Source organism: Kribbella aluminosa, assembly GCF_017876295.1.
Classification (GTDB): domain Bacteria; phylum Actinomycetota; class Actinomycetes; order Propionibacteriales; family Kribbellaceae; genus Kribbella; species Kribbella aluminosa.
On record NZ_JAGINT010000002.1, the window covers coordinates 1261739 to 1280042 of the forward strand.

General features: G+C 68.9%; 17 protein-coding genes. 12 read left to right on the top strand and 5 right to left on the bottom strand.

The features are described 5' to 3' along the window. The first annotated feature begins 170 nt into the window (after nucleotides 1-170). The gene (locus JOF29_RS27460) at nucleotides 171-3032 is read left to right on the top strand and encodes a S8 family serine peptidase (RefSeq protein WP_307863728.1); all 2862 of its coding nucleotides are present in this window, start codon (nucleotides 171-173) and stop codon (nucleotides 3030-3032) included. Nucleotides 3033-3072: 40 nt separating this feature from the next. Here JOF29_RS27460 and JOF29_RS27465 read toward each other — a convergent pair whose 3' ends face one another. Continuing rightward, nucleotides 3073-3324, bottom strand: a complete 252-nt coding sequence (locus tag JOF29_RS27465; protein WP_209697312.1) for a hypothetical protein — start codon at nucleotides 3322-3324, stop codon at nucleotides 3073-3075. 458 nt (nucleotides 3325-3782) lie between these two features. Between JOF29_RS27465 and JOF29_RS27470 the strand changes: the two genes are divergently transcribed. From JOF29_RS27470 to JOF29_RS27515, 10 genes are all read left to right on the top strand, one after another. After that, nucleotides 3783-4340 carry a TetR/AcrR family transcriptional regulator gene (locus JOF29_RS27470; RefSeq protein ID WP_307863729.1) on the top strand — a complete coding sequence of 186 codons (558 nt, stop codon included), beginning with the start codon at nucleotides 3783-3785 and terminating at the stop codon, nucleotides 4338-4340. Continuing rightward, nucleotides 4337-5194 carry an LLM class F420-dependent oxidoreductase gene (locus JOF29_RS27475; RefSeq protein ID WP_209697313.1) on the top strand — a complete coding sequence of 286 codons (858 nt, stop codon included), beginning with the start codon at nucleotides 4337-4339 and terminating at the stop codon, nucleotides 5192-5194. The genes JOF29_RS27470 and JOF29_RS27475 overlap by 4 nt, the downstream gene beginning before the upstream one ends. A gap of 152 nt (nucleotides 5195-5346) precedes the next feature. Beyond that, nucleotides 5347-6912: a malate synthase A gene (gene aceB, locus JOF29_RS27480; protein WP_209697314.1), complete on the top strand. Its 1566-nt coding sequence runs from the start codon at nucleotides 5347-5349 to the stop codon at nucleotides 6910-6912. A 101-nt stretch (nucleotides 6913-7013) separates the two neighbouring features. Continuing rightward, entirely contained in the window at nucleotides 7014-8810 is a 1797-nt protein-coding gene (locus JOF29_RS27485; RefSeq protein WP_209697315.1) for a peptide ABC transporter substrate-binding protein, read from the top strand. Between the two features lie 2 nt (nucleotides 8811-8812). Then, nucleotides 8813-9790: an ABC transporter permease gene (locus JOF29_RS27490; protein WP_307863730.1), complete on the top strand. Its 978-nt coding sequence runs from the start codon at nucleotides 8813-8815 to the stop codon at nucleotides 9788-9790. Then, nucleotides 9777-10652, top strand: a complete 876-nt coding sequence (locus tag JOF29_RS27495; protein WP_209697316.1) for an ABC transporter permease — start codon at nucleotides 9777-9779, stop codon at nucleotides 10650-10652. Before JOF29_RS27490 ends, JOF29_RS27495 begins: the two co-directional genes overlap by 14 nt. After that, nucleotides 10649-11617 (top strand): ABC transporter ATP-binding protein, encoded by a 969-nt coding sequence (locus JOF29_RS27500; RefSeq protein WP_209697317.1) that lies wholly within the window; start codon nucleotides 10649-10651, stop codon nucleotides 11615-11617. Before JOF29_RS27495 ends, JOF29_RS27500 begins: the two co-directional genes overlap by 4 nt. Further along, nucleotides 11610-12389: an ATP-binding cassette domain-containing protein gene (locus JOF29_RS27505; RefSeq protein ID WP_209697318.1), complete on the top strand. Its 780-nt coding sequence runs from the start codon at nucleotides 11610-11612 to the stop codon at nucleotides 12387-12389. The genes JOF29_RS27500 and JOF29_RS27505 overlap by 8 nt, the downstream gene beginning before the upstream one ends. Nucleotides 12390-12401: 12 nt before the next feature. Beyond that, complete coding sequence (locus tag JOF29_RS27510; RefSeq protein WP_209697319.1) at nucleotides 12402-12752, top strand: hypothetical protein; 351 nt, start codon at nucleotides 12402-12404, stop codon at nucleotides 12750-12752. Then, on the top strand, nucleotides 12749-12925 hold the full coding sequence (locus JOF29_RS27515; protein ID WP_209697320.1) for a hypothetical protein: 177 nt from the start codon (nucleotides 12749-12751) through the stop codon (nucleotides 12923-12925). The genes JOF29_RS27510 and JOF29_RS27515 overlap by 4 nt, the downstream gene beginning before the upstream one ends. On the opposite strand, the gene JOF29_RS27520 is transcribed toward JOF29_RS27515, so the two are convergent. The 3 genes from JOF29_RS27520 to JOF29_RS27530 form a co-directional block, all read right to left on the bottom strand. Continuing rightward, complete coding sequence (locus JOF29_RS27520; protein ID WP_209697321.1) at nucleotides 12922-14079, bottom strand: DegT/DnrJ/EryC1/StrS family aminotransferase; 1158 nt, start codon at nucleotides 14077-14079, stop codon at nucleotides 12922-12924. The two genes, JOF29_RS27515 and JOF29_RS27520, sit on opposite strands and share 4 nt — an antisense overlap. Further along, entirely contained in the window at nucleotides 14061-15809 is a 1749-nt protein-coding gene (locus tag JOF29_RS27525) for a hypothetical protein (RefSeq protein WP_209697322.1), read from the bottom strand. The genes JOF29_RS27520 and JOF29_RS27525 overlap by 19 nt, the downstream gene beginning before the upstream one ends. 69 nt (nucleotides 15810-15878) lie before the next feature. Beyond that, the gene (locus JOF29_RS27530; protein WP_209697323.1) at nucleotides 15879-17183 is read right to left on the bottom strand and encodes a hypothetical protein; all 1305 of its coding nucleotides are present in this window, start codon (nucleotides 17181-17183) and stop codon (nucleotides 15879-15881) included. Nucleotides 17184-17324: 141 nt separating this feature from the next. On the opposite strand from JOF29_RS27530, the gene JOF29_RS27535 reads away from it, so the two are divergent. Further along, nucleotides 17325-17504, top strand: coding sequence for a hypothetical protein (locus JOF29_RS27535; RefSeq protein WP_209697324.1), 180 nt, complete (start codon nucleotides 17325-17327; stop codon nucleotides 17502-17504). Between the two features lie 422 nt (nucleotides 17505-17926). On the opposite strand, the gene JOF29_RS27540 is transcribed toward JOF29_RS27535, so the two are convergent. Continuing rightward, nucleotides 17927-18301, bottom strand: coding sequence for a cupin domain-containing protein (locus JOF29_RS27540; protein WP_209697325.1), 375 nt, complete (start codon nucleotides 18299-18301; stop codon nucleotides 17927-17929). Nucleotides 18302-18304 lie beyond the last annotated feature (3 nt).

Consider the following 18304-nt stretch of genomic DNA (forward strand, 5'->3'; position numbering starts at 1 on the left):
CTCGTCGTGCGGTTCGATCCGGATTGTGCGCTGGTCCATCGGGTGATTGTCGCCTGCGCGACACGAAACGGTTACGGCGGCCGGTGCGTGTAACGCCGAGGGGGGTCTCGACGATTTAGGACCAGACCGAATAGGTCTTCCCGCCCTGTCGAGGCCCTTGGGGGTTTGTGGTGTTCAGTAAGCGTTTGCTGCGGCTGGTGATGCCTGCGGCGATGATCGCGGGTGGCGTGGTCGTCGTCACCGGGTCGAGCGGGTCCGCGGCCCCGCCGCGCCCGTACCGGCCGCCGTTCGCGGCGGGGAAGCACCAGGCGGAGTACGACGCGCACTCGGTGATGGTGAAGTTCAAGCCGAAGGCGACGGCCGCGAACCGGCGGGCCGCGGTCTCGCGGTACGGCGCGACCGCCGAGGACCCGGTGGCATCGACCGTCGTGAAGCTGACCAGCGACGAACCGGCACCGGACCTGCTGAAGAAGGTCAAGGCCGACCCGACCGTGGAACTGGCCTCGCTGAACTACAAGCGCTACATCTCGGCCGTCCCGAACGACGAGTACTACGCGTCCGACCAGAAGGCGTACCTGAGCACGGTCCGCGTCCCGCAGGCGTGGGACCTGTCGAAGTCGACCGGCAGCCAGATCGTCGCGGTCCTCGACACCGGCGTGGACGCGGGCCACCCGGACCTGGCCGGCCACCTGGTCCCCGGCTACAACGCGGTCTCCAGCACCCGTCCGAACCCGGTCGACGACCACGGCCACGGCACCATGACGCTCGGCATCATCGCCGCGGCCGCGAACAACGGCCTCGGCGTCGCGGGCGTCGGCTGGAACGTGAAGGCGATGCCGGTCAAGGTTCTCGCCTCGGACGGCACCGGGTACGACGCCGACATCGCCGAAGGCATCGACTGGGCGGTCGCCCACAAGGCCAAGGTGATCAACATGTCCCTCGGCGGCCCGGACGACAACCCGATCCTGCACGACGCGGTCAAACGTGCGTACGCCAGCGGCGTCGTCGTGGTGGTCGCCGCCGGCAACGACGGCAACGAAAGCCTGCAGTACCCGGCTTCCTACCCCGAGGCGATCGCGGTCGCCGCGACGGACGCCGCGGGCGCGCTGACCGACTTCAGCTCGTACGGCGACTGGGTGGACGTCGCCGCGCCGGGCGTGGACATCCTGTCCACCGGCTCCCGCGCGCTGACGCCGCCCGGGTACGAGCCGTACTGGTACTGCACCGGCACCTCCTGCTCCGCGCCGATCGTCGCGGGTATCGCGGCGCTGGTGAAGAACAAGTGGCCGACGTTCACCCCTGCCCAGGTCGCGCAGCGGGTGGAGAGCCTCGCCCGCGACGCCGGCCCCCGCGGCATCGACCCGTACTACGGCCACGGCATCGTCGACGCGTACGCCGCCCTCGGCGGCAAGTGGGCGCCGGACTTCCCGGTCGCCGCACCCGACGGCAACGACCAGCCGGCCCGGGCGACCGCGATCTCCCTCGGATCGGTCAGCGGCACGATCAACACCGAAGGCGAGACCGACTGGTACAAGGTGACCTCGGACGCGGTCCGCAACCTCACGTTCAGCGTGACCGGCCCCGAGTTCAACGACGACAAGTACACGGCGAACTTCGGTCCCCGGCTCCTCGTCGTCGACTCCAACCTGAGGGCGGTCGCCGGTGACGTGAAGGCCTACCCGGACTTCTCCCCGACCACTCACCAACCGATCTGGGGGCCGCTCACGGTCAGTGTCGGCGCCGCCGTCCAGGCAGGTGACACATACATTGCCGTCCGCAACGACAACGGCTCGCGCGACACTCGGCCGTACACGCTCACCGTCAGCGAAGCCACCGGACGCTCCTCCGGCGTGCAGTACGCCTACCCGGTCCGGGACGTGACCCCGGCCGATCTCGGCGTCGGTGCCCCGCTGACCAGCACACCGGCCGTCACCTTCGCCTCCGACATGGATCCGGCTCGGATCACCTCGGACACGGTGTTCCTGCAGAACGGTAAGACCGGCGCCGTGGTGCCGGGCGCCGTCGCGTACGACGCCGCGACCCGGAAGGCAACCATCACGCCGAACGCTCCGCTCTCCGAGGCCACGCCGTACCGGGTCACGGTGACGCTCGGGGCGTTCGCCCCCAACACGCGGGACGACGGGTGGAGCAGCGTGTTCTCGACGGTCGACCTGACCCCGCAGAAGCTGACCGTGTTCAGCGGTAGCGGCGCCTACCTTGCGGCGAACCTCGCGTGGACGATTCCGCCGACGCCGGACCTCGATCAGGTGATCGTGCGGCGGAACGTCGGGAGCAAGGTGCCGACGCCGACGACCGGGACGTTGGTCTACGCGGGTACGGGTACCGCGGTGAAGAACACCGGGCTGGCGCAGAACGCGACGTACACGTACGGCGCCTGGGTGCTCGACCGGACCGGGCACTACAGCCCGATCGCGGTGAAGCAGTTGCTCGGGATGAAGTCCGGGATCGCGACCACGTCGACGTCGATCAGCTACGGCGGCGCGATCACGATCAAGGGGAGCACCCTGCGGATCGACAACAAGGCGTACGCCGGGCTGCCGGTGAACGTGTACGTCCGGCCGAAGACGTCGTCGAAGTTCACGTTGCTCGCGGCGCTGAAGACGACGTCGACCGGGAACCTGGCCGTTGTCACGAAGCCGGCCGTGTCGTCGGTCTACATGCTGACGTTCCCCGGCAACGCCGACCTGATGGGAACCCGGACCGCCGACATCACCGTCCAGGTGGCGCCGACTGTCTCCGCGGCGCTCTCGCCGGCGGCGATCAAGCTCGGCAAGACGACGGTGCTCAGCGGGTACGTCGCCCCGGCGCACGCGGGCAAGCCCGTCTACCTGCAGCAGTACGGCAACAAGGTGTGGAAGTCGATCGCGTCGGTGAAGCTCAGCACCTCCGGCAAGTACGCCTTCGGCATCAAGCCGGCACTCCGCGGCAAGATCGCCTACCGCGTCTGGTTCCCAGCCGACACTGACCACACGACGGCGTACAGCGCGAACAAGGTCGTCACGGTCGGCTGACCAGTGCCGGCTGGGGAGGCCTGCCCTCCCCAGCCGGCCGTTACTTCAGCTCCACGGTCCATGGCCCACTGCGAAGGACGGTCCAGTTTGCGGTGGGCGTGAGGGCTACCGAGTACTCGGTGTAAAGCTGGTAGGTGCCGGGGATCAGCGGGGACTGGGTGGTGCCGCAGTGATCGAGCGGTACGGGAATGGTTAGCTCCCTGCTGGCGCGGGCGGCCAGTGTCAGTTGGATGGCGCTGGCGGCGATGGGGCCGGTCGTGGCGACCACGGTGCCGTTCCTGACGACGATCACTCGGACCGCACTCGCGGTCGCGCCGTCGACGGCCCCCGCGGGAACTGTTGGTCAGTACGCCGGTCACTCGGCCGTACACCTCCACGCGAGTGATCGGTTGCTCGGCGATAGTGACTCGGAGCGGTGACTCCGCCGGATGCTGACCGGTGAGCTTCGCACCGCATGCCTGTGGGAAGGGCACCGGAGCGGTTGCCGCCACCTGCGGTTGAGGTTCCCCGGGCCGAACGGCCCAGACAACCGCGAACACCACTGCGGCGGTGCTGACCGAGACGCCCGCGACTGCGAGCCACGCAGTCCGCCTGCGGCCTCGCCGGGTGCTGGCGGCGTCCTCGGCCAGGTCCACGATCTTCATCGCATACTCCTCACTCGTGCCGAGCGCACTTCTTCCACGCCCAGGACGATCGAGTCGGAGCAAACGTTGCGTCGGGGGTTCCTGTACCTGTTAGTACAGTGGTGGCGTGGAGACGGTTGAGCGGTTGATTCGTAGTGCGCAGGAGATGTTGTGGGAGCGGGGGTACGTCGGGACCTCGCCGAAGGCGGTGCAGCGGCTTGCGGAGGCCGGCCAGGGGAGTATGTATCACCACTTCACCGGGAAGGCCGACCTGGCGAAGGTGGCGATCGAGCGGTCGGGGGCGGAGCTGCGGGAGGCTGCCGAGGGGCAACTGGGCGGCGACGGTACGGCGGAGGCGCGGATCGAGGGGTATCTGACGCGCGAGCGGGACGTTCTCAAGGGGTGCCGGATCGGGCGGCTCGTGGCGGATCCGGAGGTGGTTACGGATCCGGTACTGCGGGCACCGGTCGCGGAGACGTTCGCGTGGCTGCAGCGCCGGCTGGCGGAGGTGGTTGCCGAGGGCAAGCGTGGTGGCGAGTACCCGGAGTCCGTCGACCCGGAGCGGACCGCCGCGACGATCGCCGCCGTACTGCAGGGTGGTTATGTGCTGGCCCGCGCGGCCGATTCGCGCGAACCGTTCGACCTTGCGGTCAAGGGTCTCATTGATCTGCTGGAGGCAAAATGAAGATCGGCGCGGTGTTCCCACAGCTCGAGATCGGGGCGGACCCGGCGGTGGTCCGCGAGTGGACGACGACGGTCGAGGCGGCCGGGTACAACCACGTGCTCGCCTACGACCACGTGCTCGGCGCGGACCCGGCGAACCGTCCGGGCTGGACCGGGTACACCGACAAGTCCTTGTTTCACGAGGTTTTCGTGCTGTTCGGCTATCTGGCCGCGATCACCACGACGCTCGAACTCGTCACCGGCGTACTCGTCCTCCCGCAGCGGCAGACCGCGCTCGTCGCGAAACAGGCCGCCGAGGTCGACATCCTGAGCGGCGGCCGGTTGCGGCTCGGCGTCGGCATCGGCTGGAACCAGGTCGAGTACGACGCGCTCGGCGTACCGTTCGAGAAGCGCGGCGCCCGCCTGAGTCAGCAGGTCGACCTGTTGCGGAAGCTGTGGGCCGAACCGGTCATCTCGTACGACGGCACGTTCGACCACGTCGAGCAGGCGGGGCTGAATCCACTGCCGGGACGGGAGATCCCGATCTGGTTCGGCGGCGGCGCGGATGCCGTACTGCGGCGGACCGGGCGGATCGGCGACGGCTGGATGCCGCAGTCCGCCCCGGACGACACCGCGCGCCGGCAGCTCGCGCTGATCCGGCAGGCAGCCGAGGACGCCGGCCGCGACCCGCAGGACATCGGTGTCGAGGCCCGCCTGACCCTCGGCGCCGTACCCGAGCAGGACTGGCGCGCATTCGCCGACGCCTGGCGAGCCCTCGGCGCAACCCACCTGTGCGTCAACACGATGAACATGGGGCTCTCCCGGCCGGAGGAGCACGCCCAGGTACTCCGGGAGGTGCTACCGAAGCTCAGCTGATCGGCGGCTCGCGGTCGAGCGTCATCGTCCGCAGCTTCGAGTGGTGTCTCGCGTCAGGAGGCGGGCGTGCAGGAGCGCGACGGCTGGATTACGGTGTTGGTATACCGGATAACGGACCACGAGATCGTAGTTCTTGACTAAGGAGCCCCCCAGTGTCAGTCGACGTCACCGGCCCGCTGCACGAGCGGTACGACGAGATTCTCAGCGAGCGGGCGCTCGGCCTGATCGAGACGCTGCACCGGGCGTACGACGGCCGCCGGCGTGAGCTGCTCGGGCGGCGTGCGGAGCGGATCGCCGCGATCGTGGCCGGGACGGAGCTGGGGTTCCTGCCGGAGACGCACCAGATCCGCGACGACCCGGAGTGGCGGGTGGCGCCGCCCGCTCCGGGGATTGTCGACCGCCGGGTCGAGATCACCGGGCCGACCGACCGGAAGATGACGATCAACGCGCTGAACTCCGGCGCCAAGGTCTGGCTCGCCGACCAGGAGGACGCGAACACGCCGACCTGGGAGAACGTCGTCGGCGGCCAGCTGAACCTGCTGGACGCGATCACCCGGAAGATCGACTTCAGGACCGGCACGAAGAGCTACGCGCTGAAGCCGGACGACGAGCTCGCGACGATCGTCGTCCGGCCGCGCGGCTGGCACCTGCCGGAGAAGCACATCCTGGTCGACGGCGAGGAGACGTCGGGCTCGCTGGTGGACTTCGCGCTGTACTTCGCGGCCTGTGCGCAGCTGCAGCTCGACCGCGGCCAGGGCCCGTACTTCTATCTGCCGAAGATGGAGTCACACCTCGAGGCGCGGCTGTGGAACGACGTGTTCGTGACCGCGCAAGAGGCGCTCGGGATCCCGCGCGGGACGATCCGGGCGACGGTACTGATCGAAACCTACCCGGCGGCGTTCGAGATGGAGGAGATCCTCTACGAGCTCCGCGAGCACTCGGCCGGCCTGAACGCGGGCCGTTGGGACTACATGTTCAGCGTGATCAAGACCCACCGCACCAGCGGTACGGCGTTCCAGCTGCCGGACCGGAACAGCGTGACGATGACGGTGCCGTTCATGCGGGCGTACACCGAACTGCTCGTACGGACCTGCCACAAGCGCGGCGCGCACGCGATCGGCGGCATGGCGGCGTTCATCCCGAGCAAGGACCCGGCGGTGAACGAGCAGGCGTTCGCCAAGGTCGAGGCCGACAAGACCCGCGAGGCCGGCGACGGCTTCGACGGCTCCTGGGTCGCGCACCCGGGGATGGTCGAGACCTGCCGCAGGGTCTTCGACGCGGTCCTCGGCGACCGGCCGAACCAGATCGACAAGCTCCGCGAGGACGTCACGGTGACCGCCGAGCAGCTGCTCGACGTCGCCGCCACGCCCGGCGAGGTCACCGAGGCCGGGCTGCGCAACAATGTCAGCGTCGCGCTGCAGTACCTGGCGGTCTGGCTCGACGGCACCGGTGCGGTCGGCATCTTCAACCTGATGGAGGACGCCGCCACCGCCGAGATCTCCCGCTCCCAGATCTGGCAGTGGCGCCGTAACCAGGTCGTCCTGGACACCGGCGAGACCGTCAGCACCGAGCTGGTCGAGCGGATCGCCGACGAGGAGATCGCCAAGCTCGGCGACCCGGCCCGGTACGCCGCCGCCCGGTCGCTGTTCCTGGAGGTGGCGCTGGCCGACGAGTACGTCGACTTCCTGACGATCCCGGCGTACGAGCGCTTCCGCTGAAATAATTACGGTAATGGCCGTAAAGCGTTGACTCCGACGCTGTTACGGCCCTACGGTCGCGCCATAAGTCGAGTTCAGGACGCCAGAAAGGCGGCATTTCCTTGGCTATCAGCGCCCATCTCTCTGTTCGCCAGTCCCCGGTCGGTCAGACCCGGCGTGACTTCCTTCGGCTGTCCGGTCTCACGATCGCCGCGATCGGCGGCAGCTGGTCGCTGACCGGCTGCGGCCTGTTCGGTGCCGACAGCAAGGCTCCCGACGGCCAGTCGACGCTGAAGATCGACTACGTTCCGGTCGAGGTGCTGGATCCGCAGGTGATCACCAACGGCATGTGGATCCTCAGTCGCGGAATCTCCGAGGGCCTGGTCGCCCAGAACGAGAACGGCGACGGTGTGCAGCCCGCCGTCGCCAGCGAGTGGAAGGTCTCCGACGACCACCTGACGTACACCTTCACGCTGCGCGGCAACGCCCAGTGGTCCGACGGCAAACCGGTCGTCGCACAGGACTTCGAGCGCACCTACAAGCGGCTGTTCACCCCGGCGGGCGGCTCGGCCGGCGGTACGACGCTCGGCGCGAACAGCTACCAGACCGCCACCGGGATCAAGGGCGCGCAGGACTTCCTGTCCGGTGTACTGACCGACTGGACCAAGGTCGGCGTACATGCGAACGGGGACCACGAGCTCGTCCTCACGCTCGCCCACCCGAACCCGGACTTCCTGCTCGCGCTCACCCATCCGGCGATGCTGCCGTTGCCGATGGACCTCGTCGAGAGCAAGCCGAAGGACTGGCAGAACCCGCCGAACTACGTGTCCAACGGGCCGTACACCGTGACCGAATGGGTCGCGAACTCGCGGCTGATCCTGGTACCGAACGAGAAGTACTGGGACCGCGGCAACGTCAAGGTCGGCCGCATCCAGGTGAACCTCGTCGAGCCGAGCGCGGCCGCGACGGCCACCGTGCCGTACGAGAACGGCGAGACCGACCTCGTCCAGCTCGCCGGACCGGACGTACTGCGGTTCCAGAAGAGCGCGACGTTGTCGAAGGAACTCGAGCAGACCGAGAACTACAGCATCCTCTACCTCGCGAAGCTGCGCAGTCAGCACAAGGCGATGGACGACGTACGGGTCCGTAAGGCGCTGTCGCTGGCGCTGGACCGCAAGACGCTGGCCGGCGTCCAACCCGGTCAGCAGCCCGGCGTCTCGCTGGTGACCAGCCGGGCGAAGGGCTGGGACGACAGCATCGCGATCAAGGAGGACGTCGGCGAGGCGAAGCAGTTGCTCGCCCAGGCCGGCTACCCGAACGGTCAGGGCCTGCCGCCGGTCCGGCTGCTGGTCGGCGTACCGGACACGACGCTCGCCGACGCGATCGTGGACAGCTGGACCAAGCAGCTCGGGATCAAGGCGGTCGTCGACCACGTCGAGGCCGGCGTCTACACCGAGCGCCGCTGGCAGGTGCAGAAGGGCGACTACATCGGCTTCTACTACGGCACGTTCGCCGGGCTGCCGACCTGGCCGACGATGGTCGGGTCGTTGTGGTCGCCGCAGAACGTCCAGGAGATCAGCCTGCCGAGCGACCAGTGGCAGAAGTACCAGGCGGTGCAGGACGACAAGACCATGACGCCTGCCGCGAAGACCGCCCAGCTCAAGGCGATCCGCACCGGGTACGCGGCCAAGCCCGCGCTGGAGATCGGCACGCTGGTCGAGCAGGCCGCTGCCGAGTCCGATGACGCGAAGCGGCTGGCGTTGTACAAGCAGGCCGCCAAGCTGCGTGAAGAGCAGTACCTGTACTTGCCGGTGCTCTGGCAGAGCCTGTTCCACGCGGTCAAGCCGAAGGTGCACGGCCTGCAGTTGCGGGCGTACCCGGACTACTTCTACCTCAAGCCGCTCAGCGTGGTGAGCTGACCGTGGGGCTCGCCGTCTACATCGGCAAGCGCGTGGTGCGGCTGGTCCTGTCCCTGATCGCGGTCTCGATCCTGACCTTTACCCTGCTGCAGCTCGCACCGGGCAACTTCGCGGACCTGCAGCGGGTGAACAGCGGCGCCACCAACCTCGGCGGCGTCGGCACCGAGTCGATGGTCGGCGAGCTCGAGTCCCGGTACGGCGCCGACGTACCGGCCTGGAAGCAGTACCTGATCTTCATGAAGGGTGCGGCGCACTGGGACTTCGGGCCGTCGTACAAGTACGCCAGCCGGAACGTCCAGGACATCATCGCCGAGGCGTTCCCGGTGTCGGCGACGTTGGCGTTGCTGGCCGTCCTGCTCGCGCTGCTGATCGCCGTACCGGTCGGGGTGTTCGCGGCGTTGCGGCAGAACTCGAAGTCCGACCATACGACGATGTTCGTGGTCACGCTCGGGCACGCGCTGCCCAGCTACCTGACCGCGGCGTTCATGATCCTGCTGTTCTCCGCCACGCTGAAGCTGCTGCCGTCCGGCGGCTGGAACGGGCCGAAGGACCTGATCCTGCCGGTGCTCGCGCTGAGCCTCGGCCCGGCCGCGGTGCTGGCCCGGTACGTGCGGTCGAGCATGCTGGAGACGTTGCGCGAGGAGTACATCACGGCGGCGCTGGCCAAGGGCGGTCCACGGCGTACCGTCATCGTCCGGCACGCGCTGCGCAATTCCCTGATCCCGCTGGTCACCGTGGCCGGACCGCTGCTGGCGGCGTTGATGACCGGCACCGTGTTCGTCGAGGCGCTGCTGCGGATCCCCGGTCTCGGCCTGTACTTCGCCAACGCGGCCGCCAGTCGGGACATGCCGTTGCTGATGGGTACGGCGTTGTTCTTCGCGCTGATCCTGATGGTGACCAACCTGGTCGTGGACCTGGCGTACGGGCTCCTCGATCCGCGAATCCGTGCGGCCGGAGGTGGTCCCCATGACCGCGACTGAGGGCGTGAGGGTTGCGCGCGGTCCGTGGGCGCGGGCCTGGTCCAGGTTTCGTCGGCACCGGCTGGCGTTCGGGAGCCTGATCTTCTGCGCGTTCCTGATCCTCGTCGCGATCGCCGCGCCGCTGATCGCGCCGTACGGCTATGAAGAGACCGATATCCAGCACAAGCTCGCGGGGCCGGGATCCGCGGGGCATCTGCTCGGGACCGACCTGCTCGGCCGGGACATCCTGAGCCGGCTGATCTACGGCCTGCAGACCGCGCTGACCGTGGCGTTCGGTGCCGAGCTGACGGCGCTCGTGCTGGCGCTGGCGATCGGGCTGCTCGCGGGCTACCTCGGCGGGCGGGTCGAGCAGGTGCTGATGGCGTTCACCGACGTGATGTACGCGTTCCCGAGCTACCTGTTCGCGGTCGTGATGGTGACCGTGCTGGGGCGCAGCATCTTCGCGCTGGTGGTCGCGATCGGGATCGCCTCCTGGGTCACGCAGGCCCGGCTGGTCCGCGCGCAGGTGCTGACGCTGAAACAGCGCGAGTACGTCGAGGCGGCCCGGTCGATGGGCGCGAAGGGCACCACGATCGCGATCCGGTACATCCTGCCGAACGCGATCGGCCCGATCCTGGTCACCACCAGCTTCGCGATCCCGGCCGCGATCGCCGCCGAGGCAGGGCTCGCGCTGCTCGGGCTGGGCGTCCAGCCGCCGACCCCGTCGTGGGGCGCGATGATCAGCGACGGCAGCCGGTACCTGCTGGCCGCGCCGCACCTGCTGGTCGCGCCGGCGGTGCTGTTCGCATTGACGCTGCTGGCGTTCACGTGGATCGGCGACGGCGTACGGGACGCGTTCGACGCGAGTGGGGAGCAGCGATGAGCCTGTTGTCGGTCCGGGAGCTGCGGACGACGTTCCGACGTGAGGGCGGCGATCCGCTGACTGCGGTCGACGGCGTTTCGTTCGACGTACAGCGGGGACAGGCGCTGGCGGTCGTCGGGGAGAGCGGGAGCGGCAAGAGCGTGACGATGCGCAGCGTGCTGGGCATCCTGCCGCGGACCGCGCGGATCACCGGCGGCCAGGCGCTGTACGGCGGCCGGGACCTGCTCGCGATCGGCGACAAGGAGCTGCGCCGGATCCGCGGCCGCGACATCGCGATGGTGTTCCAGAGCGCGATGGAGGCGATGAACCCGACGCTGACGCTCGAGCGGCAGCTCACCGAGCACCTGATCTGGCACGGCCTGTGCACGAAGGCGGAAGCCCGCAAGCGCGCGATCCGGGCGCTCGGCGACGTCGGCATCCCGGACCCGGAGAAGCGGATCCGCACGTACCCGTTCCAGCTCTCCGGCGGGATGCGGCAACGGGCGATGATCGCGATGGCGATGGTGACCGAGCCGGCGCTGCTGATCGCCGACGAGCCGACCACCGCGGTCGACGTCACCGTGCAACGCCAGATCCTCGACCTGCTGGCGGACCTGAAAGCGCGCGGCACGGGGATCGTGATGATCACCCACGACCTCGGTGTCGCGCGGTACTTCTGCGACGACGCCGTCGTGATGTACGCCGGACGGGTCGTCGAACGCGCGCCGATGGGGACGCTGCTCGACGACCCGCGGCATCCGTACAGCGTCGGCCTGCTCGGGTCGGGCGTCGAGGTCGGCGGACGCGACCTGCCGCTGCGGCCGATCCCCGGCAGCCCGCCCGACCTCTCCCGGCGTCCGGAGGGCTGCCCGTTCCATCCGCGCTGCCCGCAGGCCGAACTCCCGCGCTGCAGCACCGAACAGGAACCGTTGACGATCGGCCCCTCGCGGGACGCCGCCTGCTGGAAGGTAACCGCCGATGTCTGAGCCGCTGATCCGGGCCTCGTCGGTGACCAAGGTCTTCAGGACCCGGGCCGGTGAGGTGCGCGCTGTCGACGACGTGTCGCTGACCGTGCATCGGGGCGAGACGCTCGGGCTGGTCGGGGAGAGCGGCAGCGGCAAGTCGACGATGGCGCGGCTGATGATGGGGCTGCAGACGCCGACCTCGGGACGGGTCGAGTTCGACGGGCGTGATCTGGGTACGCTGCCGGCTCGTGAGTTGCGGTTGCTGCGCCCGCGGATGCAGATGGTGTTCCAGAACCCGTACGGTTCGCTGTTGCCGCACTTCAGCGCGATCGGCAACGTGATGGAGCCACTGCGGCTGCACGACCGTGGCGACCGGGAGTCCCGGCGTACGACGGCTTTGGAACTGCTTGAGCTGGTGGGGATCAACACGCACCATGCGGAGCTGTATCCGCGGCAGTTCTCGGGTGGTCAGCAGCAGCGGATCGCGATCGCGCGGGCGCTGGCGCTCGAACCCGAGCTGCTGGTCTGCGACGAGCCGACGTCGTCGTTGGACGTGTCGATCCAGGCGCAGATCCTCGAACTCTTCACCGACCTGCGCGATCGGCTGGGGCTGTCGTTCCTCTTCATCTCGCACAACCTGGCCGTTGTCGAACGGCTGGCCGATCGCGTCGCTGTGATGAACAAGGGGCGACTGGTCGAGGAGAGCCCGACCGAGGAGTTGTTCCGCGATCCGCAGGATCCTTATACGCAACAACTTCTTGCTGCCGTACTGCCCATTCGGCAGGACGGCTGAGAGACTGCTGTCGTGTACACGCCTACGCCGCAGGAGATTGCGCTCGCGTTCGACCTGGGCTCGGGTGGTGGTGAGCTGGTGCATGTGCGGCGTGGTGACAACGATGCTTGGCGGTTGGGTGGGTACTTCGTCAAGGGATACTTTCCGGCGACGGGCGGGCAGTTCAACGGCGACGGGTTGACCGATCAGCTGGCGGTTGCGATGGCGTTCGAGCAGCTGGCGCTCGACGCCGGGGTGGACATGCCGGAGCCGGTGATGCCGGTCGATCCGTTCCTGGGTTGGCTGGTGCAGATCGAGGACCGGCTGTTCCGGGTCCATCGCTGGGTCGAGCACCATTCCGGATCTGCTGACGTCTCAGCGTGACCCGAAACCACCTGCAGGTCCTCGGCGAGCACCTTCAGGTAGCCCTCGGCGAAACACCGCCAGCCCGCTGGATGGGCGACCAGGTCGCCATCGACGCTGCCATCACCACCACCCTGCAGGACTTCCCCACCAAGCTCGCCGACCTGCACCACCTCGCCGCCGCCGTCCGCTAGTTGCTCTCGGCAACTGCGGTGGTGATGGCGGTGGCGAGGGCCCGGGTTTGGGGTTCGGTGCCGAGCAGGTAGGGCTGGGGGATCCAGATGGTGTCGGTGGCGACGGTGTCGGCGTTCGGGCAGTCGGTCTCGGGGTAGGGCTGGTTGAGGCGGTCGGTGATTGCTTTTGCCTCTCGCAGTACTGCGGTGTTGCGGTGGAGGGGGACGTAGCCGGAGGACGCCTTGTCGAAGCCTGTGGTGGTGAGGGACTTGAGGACGGCGTCGCGGTGGTCGGGGATGCGGAGCATGAAGAGGTGGCGGCCGTGGGCGGTGATGGCGGGGTCCTCGGGTGCGAGCCGGATGCCGTCGACGGTCGAGAGCAGGTCCGTGAGTAGCTGGGCGTTGCGTTCGCGGAGTTGCTGGAGCTCCGGGTGCCGGCGGAGCTGGACCCGGAGGATCGCCGCCTGGAACTCGGTCAGCCGCAGGTTGTAGCCGACCGTCTCGTGCTGGTACCAGCCGCCGCCGGGGACACGCCCCACGTTGACCAGCGAATACACCGCGCCGGCCAGCTCCGCGGAGTCAGTGAGTACGACGCCGCCCTCGCCGGCGGTGATGTTCTTGCTGCTCTGGAAGCTGAACGTGCCGAGGTCACCGATCGCCCCGACCGGCCGGCCCTTGTACGCCGCCCCGTGCGCCTGCGCCGCGTCCTCGACGATGGTCAGCCCGTGGCGCTCCCCGAGTGCGGTGAACGCGTCGAGATCCGCCGGCCGCCCGGCGAGGTGGACGACGACGATCGCCTTGGTCCGCTCGGTGATCGCAGCCTCGGCGGCGGCCGGGTCGAGCAGGTGGGTGTCCGGATCCACGTCCGCGAACACCGGTACCGCGCCGACGAACAGCGCCGCCGACGCGGTCGCGACGAACGTGTACGGCGGCACGATCACCTCGTCGCCGATCCCGACGCCGGCGGCCCGCAGCGCGACCGCGATCGCGAGCGTCCCGTTCGCCAGGCAGACCGCGTACCCGGCCTGCTGGTACGCCGCGAACTCCCGCTCGAACGTAGCGACAGTGTCCCCGCTGGTGCTGCCCCACTTCCCCGAGTTCAGCACCGCGAGCAGCGCCTTGGCTTCCTCGTCGTCGTACTGCGGCCACTCCGGCATCATGGTGTGATCACCCATCTGTTGTCTCCGGCAACGATATCCGCGGTCAGCTCGACGAAGGCCCGGCCGAACCGGTCCACCGTCCGCGCCGATCCCTCGCCCTCCTTGACGATCGGGCCGCTCCGGCGCTCCGAAGCAACCATGATCGCGGCGCCCGGCACCGTCGACGCGGCGCGTGCCCGGACCTCGAGCCCGTCGGGATGCCGCGCGACCGACAGTTCGACACCCCGCCGGCTTCGCTCCCACTCGTTGATCCGTCCGGCCGTCCACCACGGCATCCCGCGCCGGCGCGCCTCCGCGGCGAGTTCGATGCACGCCCTCCGGGTCGGCGGGCGCAGGTACAGGTGCGGCCCGTGGAACAGGAAGTGCGCGACGCCGTGGACCGCCTGCGCACCGTCGAGGATCACGTCGCGGACGGCGGCGTGCCCGGCCCAGGCGAGGTCCTGGGTGTGCAGCGGCAGATTGAGTACGTCGTACAGCCGGTTGCCCTCGGCCGCCGGCGCCATCGGGAACGTCACGTGCGCGGCGCCGAAGGTGAAGCCGACATCCCCTTGTTTACTGGGCCCGCGGGACTCGTCGATCTGGAGGCCGAGCCGCTCGCACCACGTGTAGAACTCGGTCCAGCCCTCCCAGCGGGTGTAGTGGTTCTTGTTCGAGACGATCTGCTCGGTCCCGGTGACGGCCTGCGCCCACGCGTACTGCGCCCGCACCTGCGGCCAGCCCCAGACTGCCAGGTCCGCGTCGCCCATCGCGTTGTAATGCAGGGCGTTCTCGTGTCCGGCCGCGGTGATCTCCACGTGTAGATCGGCGGAGTACCCGCCGGGGAACAGGTGGCACCACGTGACCTTGACGTCGGCCTCGGCGAACGCGTCGAGCGCGGCCTGCCCTTCTTCCTCGACGTTCCCGTCGGAGTCGTGCGACATGTGCGCGACCGCATCCACCCCGGCCGGCCAGTACCAGAGCCACGGCACCACGGCCCCGCTCTGCTCGGCACTCCACCACAGGCTCTGCGCGAACAGCGCGCACCACCAGTCGGCCTGCGGCTGGTCGAACATCGGTACGGCGCTCGGCGGTGGATACGTATGTTCGAACCGCTCGACGAGTTCCGGCTCACCCGGTGGCATCGCCCGGTCGTGCTCGAAGCTGAGCGCCATCCCGTCCTCGCACTTGAGGATCCCGTCGTCGATCGGAGCCGTACCGTCGGCAGCCGGCGCGCCGTCCGCGGTCACGGCGTACCCCTGCTGGATCCGGACGATCGTCTGCCACAGGTCGACGCCGTACGTCAGCACCACGCCCGCGTCGAGCCGGCGCAGGGTGATCGCGGCCGCGTCGTCCTGCCAGCGGGCGATTACCTCGGCATCGGACGGCTCGAGCCGTCCGCCGATCGCGTGCAGTGCGGTCGGCGGGCGGTACGACCAGACCGGGACGTCTACAGGTGTCACCTGACCATCGGGTACGGCCTCGTACGCCGCGACGCCCGCGAGCGTGGAGAGTTGACCGGGATCGCCGACGACGATCAACGCGCCGCCCGCGCGCACCCACTGCTCGAGCCCATCGGTAGGACCAGCGCCAGGGGCCGCCACGATCAGCACGGGGACGTCGTCCGGGATCTCGTCCGGAGCGACCGATCGATACGGCAGCCGGAGCTGCCCGAGGACCTCGTCCAGGTAGACCCACCAGGCGTCCTGACCCGCCTGGTGGGCCTGCTCGGTCGCCACCCGGTTGTCCACCACCGCGATTGCAGGCATGCCGACCACCCTGCCTCAGCGGACAACCTACGGCAAGACCTGAATAGCAGTTATGGATGTCCGTAATAACTAGCGGGGGAGTTTCTCCACGAGTAGCTGGAACGGCCGCGGCGGCCGGCCGAGCTTGTTCGAGCGGGGCGGCGGCATCGGCCAGGCGAGGCCCTCGTCCACCAGCGTGGTCAACGTCCGGCGCGCTGTCCGCAGCGTGACGCCGAGCAGTTCGGCAACCTTCTCCGCGTCCACGACCCGCTCGGTGTCGTTCGCCCTCTCCAGCTGTTCGGCCAGCGTCGCCAGGATCTGCAGAGCACGCGAATCACCCGGCACCGGCCGTTCGGCGGCCCGGGTGCGTTCGCCCGGGATCTGCAGCACGAAGCCGTGCGGACCGACCACGAACGCCGTACCCCCGCCGGCCGCCTTGTCGACGGCGGACTGGGCGTTCACCTCGGCCTCACGGGTCGACGTACCGAGGCCGATGCCGACCTCGAGCCGGATCCCGAGCTCCTCGGAGATCCGGTCCAGGAACGGCGCCGTCGACAGGTTGTCGGTGGCCAGCCGCAGCGAGCCCATCGTGGTGACGATCAGGAAACTGTGCTCGTCGCGTGGCACCACCGCGGCGTCCATCGGCCGGGCGTCGCGGAGCAGTTCGCGGTGCAGCGACAACCGCAGCTCCTGGTACCAGTACGCGCTCGCGCTGGCGTGTGCCGGCAGCGAGGCCGCGGGCACCCGGACGATCATCGTGACGATCCGGGACTCCTCCAGCTTGGCGCCGCCGCCCATCAGGATCGCGGTGGTCAGCGCCTGCCGGATCGTCATCGACGACGGCGTCATCCGGAGCGTCGGTACGCCGGCGTTCCGGAGCGCGACGTCGACGGTCGGCACCGTGGTCACCGCCCCGGTGGTCCGGCCGCGCGCGTGCAGGGTGCGGTGGAAGTCGAGGAACTCCTCGGCCGACTCCGGACCGGCGTACTCCTTCAGCCGGACCCCGGAAACGCTCAGCCCGATCTCCTCGTAGACGTGCTTGAGGTCGCGACGCGCCATCGTGTCGACGCTGATCCGGGCCGGATCGAAGACCTTCTCCAGTACGCCGCGGAGCAGCGCCGAGAACAGGGCCGGCCCGCCGCTCGGTACGTACGTCGCCGGTACCGGCAGCCCGCCCGCGACCGCCATGTCGTACGGCAGCGGCCCGGCGAACAGGAAAACGTCGACCCGGGACGCGATCCGGGCCGCCTGCTCGTGCGCGGCGTGCTCGTCGGCGTACACCGCGGTGACCAGTCGGAGCGCCGGGTTGTCCAGCTCCCGGGCCAGGTTCACGATCCGGGGCACGATCTGATCGGCGCCGACCACGCCGACGGTGACCTGTTCGTGAGTCGGCATGTCAGCGACGTCGATCGGCCGCGAGACGGAGTAGCACCCAGCCAGGTTAACCGGCACCCAGCCTGCTCACGTGTTGAAGCAGATTTGGCCGAGGGACTGATCGGTTCCGGTACTCTGGTGGAAGCAAGGAGGTGGTCGGAGATGTCAGAGCCAACGTCAGCGCCTGACGCTGTGGACCGTGCCGGTGCTTCTTACTGGCAACGGCACCACCTTGAGGATCTTCTGCGCGGTAGCAAGCCGCTCGGAGAGGACGAGTCGTTCGAGATCCCCGATCTGGCCGACGACGAATGGGACCGGTTCGTCCGGGCGATCCACGAGTGACGGTTGGGACAGTCCTGCTCGATACGAACGTCTTCACTGCCTGGCTGAAGCCTCGCTCGACGCTCATCCCGATGTACGGCTAGCATGTCTTCGGTCGTCGGATCGCTATCGCACATCAGACGGTGGCAGAGGCTCGGTACGGCGCGGTCGTTGCGGGGTGGGGAGACAAGCGGCTGGACAACCTGGAGCGTCTGATCCACCGGAGTGCCGTTCTTCCGGCCGACGACGAGACGACTTGGGTGTACGCCCGGTTGCGCGCGCAGTGTAGGCAATCGGGGCACCCGCTGCACCAGAAGCAGCATCAGGGTGATCTGTGGATCGCGGCAACGGCGCTCCGGTGGCGGTTGCCACTGGTCGCCCACGACGCAATTTACCTCGGGTGCCCGGAGCTCGAACTACTTACGGAGCTCTCTCCCTCGTAATCATCGCCGTGCGGGGGCGTCGACGTTCACGGTTGGGATCCCACTGCCGGCCCGCGCGATGATGGCCAGCGAGGGCTCGGTGCTCGGGTTGCTCTCCCGGTGCACGGTGAACGCCGGTACGTGCACGAAGTCGCCGGCCACCGCGTCCAGGTAGTCGTCGGAGCCTTCGAACTCCAGCCGGAGCACACCGGACACGATGTACAGGCTGCTCTCGTTCTTGTCGTGGTGGTGCCAGCCGGAGGTGATGCCGGGCTGGGTGATCACCTGGCCGGCCCACAGGATCGGGAGCTCGAACGCCCGCATCCGGAGCATGCCGGAGGTCGGGTCAGCGGCGACCAGGTCACCGGCCTTGATGACGCGAACGGGGTCGGACATACG